This window comes from Bacillus cereus group sp. N14, assembly GCF_016483555.1.
Taxonomy (GTDB): domain Bacteria; phylum Bacillota; class Bacilli; order Bacillales; family Bacillaceae_G; genus Bacillus_A; species Bacillus_A wiedmannii.
Map to the genome: position 1 here is coordinate 258,705 of NZ_JAEHBQ010000006.1, position 11,069 is coordinate 269,773.

The following is an 11,069-nucleotide window of genomic DNA, read 5'->3' on the forward strand; positions in this document are numbered from 1 at the left end:
TCATCTATTTAGCGGTCTCATATTATCATTTTTTAATGTTTAATTACTACTTTTTCAAATTGCTCACTTTCAACTTTCTTATTTAGTAAGTCTTCCAATTGATTTAATTCATTTTGAATGACTTCTTCTATATCTCCTGAACAACCACTAAAAATTGGATACGACAAGATTAAATAATTAGAATAGCTATTTACAAAAACTTCTGTACTCTTATTATAATCATCATTTTTTAGTATCTCTTGCATCTCCTCATACTCAATACTAAACCCACCTTGATAATTGATTGAAAGAACTGATGCCATCATATTTCTCATCTCGACTGTGCTGTAGTTTAATAGTTCAACTAAACTATAATGGTTTTCTTTTTTTACATTTTGAATTTCATTAACCTTTTGTTGCCAGTCTAGCAACTCATTCTCTTTAGATCCCTCAATTAGCAATGGTAACCAATCTAAAAACTCTCCAAGTGTATTACTATAATCATTTGTCATATATCTTCTATCTTCTTGTAAAATAAGTATTGGTAAAGGTTCAGTATGGACATTTGTTAATTTATTTTCTCTAGCAAGTATGTTCAAAATATACGCGAATAGTGACCAAGGTTTGTCGTTATAAAGCTTTTCTGTAGCCGAACCCATTTTAAATAATGAAACAACTGACTTTTCTAACACATTATTTATATTACGCTTTACATACTCATCCGTTTTCTCTTTAAATTTTTCTAAGTTCGATAAGTTATGGGTTTCCGCATATATTTTACTAGTTGTTACTTCATTTACATATTGTTTATACGTTTCATTTGTTTTTACATATTTTGCTTTTAAATTCAAAATGTCTATAATTTTCTCTTTAAAAATCTGATTACTTGCCTTATCCCAAATACTATGATGAATAATCACATAAATGCAATATTCTCTTTCGGTCTTTTGTGTAATTACAATATTGCTTAACATATTATTTTCAGTTAATATACTTGTACTCATTTTTCTCCGCATTCCATGAATTAAATCATATACTGCAGTAATATAAGTAGAAGTAGCATATCTTAGATCAAAGTAATTTGGCTTCCAAAACGTATTGTAACCATGTTCACAAATAATATATCTATCCGCTATTTTTTGATAAGTACTTCTTAAAATAGATTGTTCTTGAACAACTTTTTCTATAGCGGCTATAACGCTGTCTTTATCATAATCCCCTTCTATTATAATCTTTTCCTCTATCATAGTATTCGGTGTTGATAAAAACAATTCTTGCATGATTGAAGGTGTATATCCCTCTATAACTTCACCCATTTCACCATCTTTAGTAATTTTCGGTAACGATATATTATTTGTATTCTCTAACTCACTGCACAAGCTTATAAATTGTTCCTCCTCCATATTCCCTGAAACTAATGGATACTTATTCATATCAACGATATAATCTGGAACCTGTAAAAATGATAATTTATTGATTATTTCTCCCTTAATCTCGCCTCTCTTTTCACTACTTAAATCTGTCACAAATAGAACTGAGTGCTCTTTTTTCTCAACAGTTATAGATTTCAATATACTGTCTAATCCAAATTCTTCCCATATTACTTGAGTGATAGCTTCATCTCTGTTTAAATGACTTCTAGTATTTTCTATATACTTTTCATTCTTTCTCTTTTCAATACAGTGCTCAATAATAACTAACAATTGTTTTTTAAACTCATCATTCAATGCTTGCATAAATTTTTCACTATAATTTGAGCCATTATAAATTATAACCATTCGAAGTTTTTTATTAGTTACAGCTCCATTTATAGAAAGACCAGTACTAAATTCATTCTCTATTGCAATCTCTTCACCACGTGGTATATCACTCATATTAAAATAATCTGATCCACTTTCTTGATCTAATTCTCCTAAGTAATTAAAGGTAATATCAGGCTTAACATTTTCCAAAACATTTTCTCCCAATGCCTTTAACACTCCATATCCTAGACCTTTGTTTGGAATTGAGCTTAATGCCTCTTTTGTTTTTTGTATATCATTTGTAATAGAATCTCCTATCCCTGTTACAGCTACTGGATATACACTTGTAAACCAACCAACCGTTCGATCAATCACTATATCCTGATCTAGCATTTCTCTTCCATGTCCTTCAAGATTCAATGCCACAGTTTCTTTACCATCCAATTTATTTACAGCCCTACATACCGCTGTTAAAAGTAAATCATTAATTTCAGTATTGTAGGCTCTCCCTGCTTGGTACAGTAAATAACTTGTCTCGGATTCTGATAAATGCATCACTAATTCTCTAGGTAAATATTTCTCTCCTAATTGATTTGTAGGTAACTTACTTTCCTTAACTAACCTCTCGACTTTTTGCCAATATGGTATCTCTTTTTTTAGCGATTCACTTTCTCTATATTTAGTTAAAGCCTCACTCCAAAGTTTGAACGACATAGTTTTTCTAGGAAGAATTACCTCATTTCCTTGTTTAGAAAGAGTATACCCTTTATTCAAGTCTTCAATAATAATTCTCCATGATACTCCGTCTACTACCAAATGATGCATAGAAATTAGCAAGTAATCTTTTTCTTTTGTTCGGAATAATACAACTTTAACTAAAGGTCCTTCAGAAATTTCAAAGCTGGCCTGTATACTATTAGAACTATTATTAATTTTCTCATATAACTCCTCTTTATTTTGAATATGAGAATAATCATAGGAGTGATAATCATACAATGCACTTTCTTTTATCGACTGAACAACCTGTTCTCCACTTCTAAATACAGTCCTTAATGTATCATGATGCTCTACAATAGCAGTAATTGCTTTATTAAGATGTTCTTCATTCACTCTTTCACTGCTTTCCAACATAAATGATTGGTTAAAATGATTTGGCTTTTCTAATTGACTATTAAAGAAATCAATTTGGATTGGCGTTAATGCTGCAACTCCCGTTACTTCACTTTGATCAATTATTATGTTTCTCGCTTTACTTATACCTAGACATATTTTACGAATAGTTTTATTTTGCAAAATATTACGAACATCCGTTCCGTACCCGTTCTCACGTAGCTTTGAAACAATTCTAATCGCCTTAATTGAGTCTCCTCCTAATTCAAAGAAACTATCATCGATTCCTATACGTTCAATACCAAGAATTTCCTCAAACACTCTTGCTACACATAATTCAATTTCATCTCTTGGACCAACATAATGATTCGAATTATCAAAATCAGGAATAGGCAATTCCTTTTTATTCACTTTCCTATTTTGTGTCATCGGTAAAGCGCTTAGTTGCATAATATATGTTGGAACCATATATTGTGGAAGAGTTTTTCCTAATTGATTCTTAATTTCTTCGGTTATGATTTTTTGTTTACTAACTACATAACCACATAAATATTTGTCATTATTCTTTTCTATTAAAGTAACAGCTACATCTTGAATATAAGGTATCTCTCTAAGTTTACTTTCAATTTCCCCAAGTTCAATTCTAAACCCTCTAATTTTAACTTGTTCATCAATTCTTCCTAAATATTCTATATTCCCATCTTCAAGCCAGCGTGCCAAATCCCCTGTACGATAGATTTTTTCTTCAGGAACCAGTGGATTTACAACAAATTTTTCAGCTGTTAATTCCGCTTTATTTAAATATCCCCTTGCTACACCGGCACCCCCGACACATAATTCTCCTGGAATACCAATTCCACATAAATTATGTCCATTTAAGATATGAACTGTTGTGTTAGATATCGGCTTCCCAATTGGAGTTTTTTCTAATAACTCTTCTGAACAAATAGGATAATGTGTTGTAAATGTCGTATTTTCAGTCGGCCCATACACATTTGAAAGTTTTAATTTTTTATTGCTCTTAACTAATTTTTTAACATGTTCTTCTGATGTAGTTTCTCCACCAAAGAGCAACTGATCTAACGAATCAAAAATTGTACAATCTGTAATAACTAATTGATTAAATAAAGCAGTTGTAATAAACATCGTGTTAATTCGATGTTTAGCTAACATTTGTTTTAATGCTTCTACATCCATTAATACATCTTGTTCAACAAGGTATAATCTTCCACCGTTTAATAAAGAACCCCAAATTTCAAATGTGGATGCATCAAAAGCTAATGATCCCGTTTGTAGAATCCCCACATCATGGAAATTAACATAATTTGTATTTTTAACCAAACGAATTACATTTCTATGTTCTACCATAACTCCTTTAGGTTCACCTGTAGTCCCAGAAGTATAGATCAAATATGCTAAGTCAGTTGTTTGATTCATGACTTTAGGATTTTCGCAAGACATATCATAAATATTTTCTTGTTTTAAATTAAGTACAGTTAAAGAACCATCAAGCAGCTCTGGTAAATTCTCAACTTCCGTAAGAAGCACTTTTGCACGACTATCTCTAAGCATATAACGAGTTCTATCTATAGGTTGTTTCGGATCAATTGGTAGATAAGCTCCACCTGCTTTTAATATTGCTAAAATCCCTATTATAGTTTCAATTTTACGTGTAGCCCATATCCCTACAAAATCATTTGGTTGTACTTGTAACTTTTGAAGCTGGTGTGCTAATTGATTTGATCTTTTATTCAAATAACCAAACGTATATTCAAGACCATTAGAAATAACAGCTACTTTTTCAGGTGTCTTTTCAACCTGTTTTTCAAAGAGCTCAACAATTGTACTCTCACCAGGAAATTCAGTTGTCGTTATATTAAATTCTTCAAGTACTTTTTTATACTCAGAATAACCCATTAATGGAATATCATAAATATTTCTTTTTGGATTTTCCACTGCATTTTTTAATAACTCGGAATAGTGTAATCCCATTCGTTCTATTGTTGATTGTTTAAATAAGTCTGTACAATATTCCCATAACAGCTCATAGCCACTTTCAATTTCTGTCATACTAACTGTCAAGTCAAATTTAGATATTTCACTTTCTGATTCAATTTGCTCTAATTTAGTATTTCCTAATTTCAAATGACTTTCCTCATTATTTTGCAATGCAAACATAACATCAAATAAAGGATTTCTTGAAATATCTCTCTCTAAATCTAAATTCTCAATTAATTCTTCAAATGGATATTCCTGATTATCATACGCTTTCAAACATTTCTCTTTTAACTGCTCTATTAATTGTAGATAAGTAAGATTTGGCTGCATATCTCCTTTAATCGCTAATGTATTGACAAACATTCCAAGCATATTTTGTGTTTCAGGGTGGGTTCTTCCAGCGATAGGTGTTCCAACAATAATCTCTTCTGTTCTAGCATATCGACTAAGCAATAACATAAATGTTGATAATAAAACCATATATTCTGTAGCCCCAGTTTCCTTACTTATCAACTTTACTGCTTCTCTTGTACTACTACTCAATTTCGTTTTAATAGAGTTACCTTTAAAACTTTGTTTTTGTGGCCTTGGATAGTCTGTTTGTAAATTTAGCAATGGCAATTCACCAGAAAATTCATCTAACCAATATTTCTTTTGCTCTTTCATAACATTAGAATTTTGCCATACACTATAGTCTTTGTACTGTACTTTTAATTCCGGCAAATCCTCGCCATTATATATTTTCGAAAATTCTTCAAACCACACACCAATTGAACCACCATCACAAATAATATGATGAATATCTAACATTAATATCGATTCATTTTCTGAAATTCCTACTACTTGCACTCTCATCAATGGAGCTTTATTTAAATCGAACGGTCGCACAAAATCCTTATAGATCTTATCAATATTTAACTTATTCCCTTTTCTGTATCCAACAGAAAGTTCAACATTGTCTTCAATTATTTGGACTGGTTGTCCATTCTTCATAGTAAAATGTGTTCTTAATACTTCTTGGCGCTTAATCAGAGCATTGACCGTTTGCTGCAACTTCTCCAAATCAAGACTACCTTGTACTCTCATCATTCCCGGCATATTGTATGTGATATTCTCACCTTGGATTTGATCAATAGCATATAATCTTTTTTGAGCTGAGCTCATTTCATAACTTGGTTTTTTAGGCTGTTTTTCAATAGGCTTATTCTTTTCTAAATCGGTAGATTGCTGTAATTTCTGAGAAATTCTACGCACGGTCTTCTCTTCCATCACATCTCTCAATGGAATTCTAGTCCCTAATTTTTGCTCTATTTTGTTTACTAATCTAGTTGCTCTTAATGAATGTCCTCCTAATCTAAAGAAACTATCATCAATGCCAACCTGTTCAATTCCTAAAATTTCTTGAAATGCTTCTGCAATAACTAACTCAATTTTGTTTCTAGGTGAAATATATTGCTCTGTCCCTTTATGTTCTGGCATTGGTAAAGCTCTTCTATCTAACTTTCCATTCCTAGTTATAGGTAATTTTTCAAGTTGAACAATATATGTCGGTAACATATATTCTGGTAGACTACCTTTTAAATAATTCAATATATCTCTGGATTCTATTCCATCATCGTAGCAAACATACGCACATAAATACTTTTCATGTTTCTCTTCATTTACAATCACCGACACATCACGAATACCTTCTATTTTTCTTATAGTATTCTCTATTTCACCAAGTTCAATTCGGAAACCTCTAATTTTAACCTGTTCATCTATTCTTCCCAGATATTCCAAATTACCATCTTCTAACCATCTTACCAAATCACCGGTTTTATATATAATTTCACTTGAATTATATGGATTATTAATAAATTTTTCTTTCATCAACTCTGGTCTGTTTAAATATCCTTTTGATAATCCATCTCCACCAACACATAGTTCTCCAGGCATTCCAATGCCACATATTTTATTATTGTCTAAAACATAAACCTGCGTATTAGATATCGGCTTTCCAATTGGAATGTTGCCTCCATCAAAATCATTACTTATTGGATAACAAGCTGTAAATGTTGTATTTTCAGTTGGGCCATAACCATTGCATAATTTAATTTTCTTATTTCGAGCAATCAATTGTCGAACATGTTCTGCTGATGCCGCTTCTCCACCAAATAGAACTTGGTCTAACGAATCGAAAATCTTATAATTAGAACTAATTAAATGATTAAATAGAGTAGTTGTAAACCACATCGTATTTATTGCAAATTCAGATATCATTTGTTGCAGTAGCTTAGGATTCATTACTACTTCATCATCAACTAAATAGAGACTACCTCCATTTAACAAAGCTCCCCAAATTTCAAACGTAGATGCGTCAAAAGCAAGGGATCCCGTCTGTAAGATTCGAACATTTTCAAAATCCACATAATCCGCATTTCTCACTAAACGATTTATATTTCGATGTTCTACCATTACCCCTTTAGGAGTTCCTGTAGTACCAGATGTATAAATTAAATACGCTAAATCCCTAGATGTATTTACTATATTTAAATTTGACGATAATTCATCTTTAAGTGCTGCTTTCTGTAAACTAATTTTTTCTAAAGATAAATTATTAAACAATGAAGCATTTATATCAGTTGCTAAAATGAATTGTGCATCACTATCTTTAAGAATGTATTTTACTCTTTCAATTGGTTGTTTCGGATCTATCGGTAAATAAGCACCACCCGCTTTTAATATACCTAAAATTCCAATAATAGTTTCTATTTTTCTTTCAGCCATAATTGCAACAAATTGGTTTTGTTCCATTCCGAGCTTTTTGAGCTTTCTTGCCACTTGATTCGCTCGTTCATTCAAATAATGATAAGTAATTCTTTGATCTTCTGAACCAATAGCAATTTCATTAGGAATTTTTTGTACTTGCTCTTCAAATAGTTCGACAACTGTTTTATTGTCAGGATACTCTGTCTTAGTTGAATTGAATCCATTCAACACCAATATTTTTTCTTCCTCATTTAATAATTCAATGTTATTAACCTTTATCTCTGGATTCTCTATAACACTTTTCAGAATCAAAGATAATCTATTAAGAATTCTTTTCACTTCATGTATTCCAAATAACTCAGTATCAAAGATCATGCCTAAATTTAATACTTCCGTTTGATTTACACTTAAAGTCAAAGCATAATTCGTTTGCTCTCTTCCGTCTACCATCATTAAATTCAATCTCGTATTTAAATTACGCTCTTCTGAATGATAATTTTCAAACGCAATCATAGTTTGAATTAAATCATTACCTAATATGCTACAATTTTGTATCTCTGCTAATGAACTATAGTCATATTGTGAGGTTTGTAAAGCTTGTTCTTGTAAGGTTGATACTATGCTTGAAAAGCTATCGTCTCCTTGATTTTTCACTCTCACAGGTACCATATTAATAAAGAGACCTACCATTTCTTCAATTCCATTTAAATTAACGTTTCTTCCTGATACTACTTTCCCAAAAATTACATCCTGTGTGTTGTTATATCTCTGTAAAATTATTCCCCATGCAGTTTCTATTACAGTGTTAACAGTAACCCCAAGCTTATTACTCATTTTCTCTAGCTTTTGAGTTTCTTCTTTAGATAAACTTATTTCAATTCTTTGAACTTCTTCGCTGGCTTCTTCATTCTTTCTATTGCCTATCGGCTTTATACCTGCCGGTTCTTCATAATCTTCTAAAAGCCTTGTCCAATATTTAAGAGCTATTTCCTTATCTTTATTTTGTGTTAATCGGATATAATCTTCGTAACTAGATGTTTTTTGAATAGACTCTTTCAAATCACTCTTTGTTTTTTTCATGTATAACTGTTCATAAAACCAAATCAAATCATTCATTAATATGGATAGACACCATCCATCCATAATGATATGGTGAAAACTTATAATCAGTCGATAATCTTCCTCATCCAATTTAACTAAAATTACTCGAAGGAAGCTTTCTTTTTCAAAATCAAAACCTCTTCTTACATCCATTTCTCTTATTTTACCTAATTCTACTTGCCTATTTTCTATTTCTGTTAAATCAATTTGTGTAAATTCAATTTCTTTATCTTTTAATAGCACTTGTCTAGGGTCACTTACATCTTTGAAAACTATATTTGTTCGTAAAACTTCATGTTTTGCTACAAGTAACTCAAAAGATTCTTTCAAAATCTTTTCATTTATAGCGATATTGGACTGGAATACAGTCTGAACTACATAACTTGTTGAATCTTCATTGTGTAATTTATGATATAGCATTCCTTCTTGCATTTGTGTCATAGGATAAATTCTCTCTATATCATATCCTTGCTCTTGAAGCTTATTCTTCACTAAAGCAAATTCATTATCACTCCAATTCAATTCTCCAAAATCGGATGCTGTATGTTCACATTGCTCAACCATAATACAATGCTCTATAACTTCTATTAGCTCTTTTTTAAAGCTTTCTTTCATTAACTCCATATTTTCAGTATTAAATTTTGATTTATCATAACTTATTATCATGTGGAATACATTATTAGAAATTGCTCCATTAAAGGAGATTGGTGTCCCAAGATCATTATCGTCTGAAACATTCTTTCCACACGGTAAATCACTCATTACAAAATTCCCATGGCTATTTTCTTGAACAAATTCTCCAAGATAATTAAAAGTAATATCTGGTGTAACACCTTCTATGACACTTTCTCCCAACCTTTTTAATACACCATATCCCATTCCACGATTAGGTACTTTTCGCAATGTTTCTTTTGTATTCCGAATATCCTCTCGAATACTTTTACCAATATCACTTATTGCAACAGGATATACACTAGTAAACCACCCTACGGTCCTGTCAATTTCTGAAACACCCTCTATCGTTTCTCTTCCATGCCCCTCCATATTGACAGCTACTGTACTTTTTCCTGTTACGTTATTTACCGCTCTAGATAAAGCTGTTAGTAATAAATCATTAATCTCTGTATTATAAGCCTTACTAACTTTATATAACATTTTATTTGTTAATTCTTGTGTTAAAGCTAGCTCTATATGCTCCATGTTAAATTTATCTTCGTTTGATATTTTTTCTATTAAACTCTCTTTTACGTTCTCTTCAATTTGTTTCCAATAAGGAATTTCTTTCTTTAAAATATGGCTATTACGATATTCTCGCAATAAATTACTCCACTCTTTATATGACATTGTCTTTGATGGTAATGTAGAAGTACCATCTTTACTATTGTACCCTATATTTATATCCTCTATAAGAATTCTCCACGATACGCCGTCTACTACTAAATGATGGGCACAAAGAAACAAATAATCATTTTTCTCAGTTTTAATTACTGCTGCTTTTAATAACGGTCCCTTTTCTAAATCCATACTCATTTGAAGCTTATTTACTTGATCATTAATTCTTGAATATACGTCTTCCATTCCTCTGATTTCCAATAAATCAATGTATTGTAATTCATATAATTCACTATCTGTAATGGTTTTTATTTTTTGCTTTCCATCTTGAAATACTGCTCTTAACATATCATGGTGCTTAACAATTGTAGCTAGTGTATTTTCAATTTTCTTTCGATCAATTCTTTGTTTACTTTCTAGCATAATTGATTGATTAAAATGTTCAGGATGAGCTAGATTGCTATGGAAGAAATCCATTTGAATCGGTGTTAGCTCTATATCACCAACGACTTCTTGTTGATCTACCACTTTTATTTCCGCTTTATTTACTCTCGTACTAATATTACGTATAGTTCTATTTTGCATAATTGTTCGAACATTTATTTCGTATCCATATTCTCGTAATCTAGATACTATACGAATTGCCTTAATCGAATCACCACCCAATTCAAAGAAACTATCATCAATACCTACACGCTCTGTTCCTAAAATTTCTTGAAATACCTTAGCGATATCTAGCTCTATCTCATCTCTTGGAGGAACATAACTTTCGGAACTTGTAATATTAGGTTCAGGCAATCCTTTTTTATCAATTTTCCCACTTCTTGTTACTGGTAATCGTTCTAACTGCGTAATGAATGCTGGAATCATATATTCAGGCAAGTTCTCGCCTAACTTCTTCTTAATGTTAGCGACATCTATATTTTGGGTAGTTATTACATATCCACATAAATATTTATCACCATTGTTTTCTTTAATTATAACAACGGCATCACTGATTCCTTCTACATCCCTAATTCTTTCTTCAATCTCTCCCAATTCAATTCTAAACCCTCT

General features: G+C 31.2%; 1 protein-coding gene. It reads right to left on the reverse strand.

Features of this window, described 5'->3' with window-relative positions; translation table 11 throughout:
* Window positions 1–32: 32 nt before the first annotated feature.
* Window positions 33–11,057 (reverse strand): amino acid adenylation domain-containing protein, encoded by an 11,025-nt coding sequence (locus tag JDS82_RS12215; protein ID WP_346011109.1) that lies wholly within the window; start codon window positions 11,055–11,057, stop codon window positions 33–35.
* Window positions 11,058–11,069 lie beyond the last annotated feature (12 nt).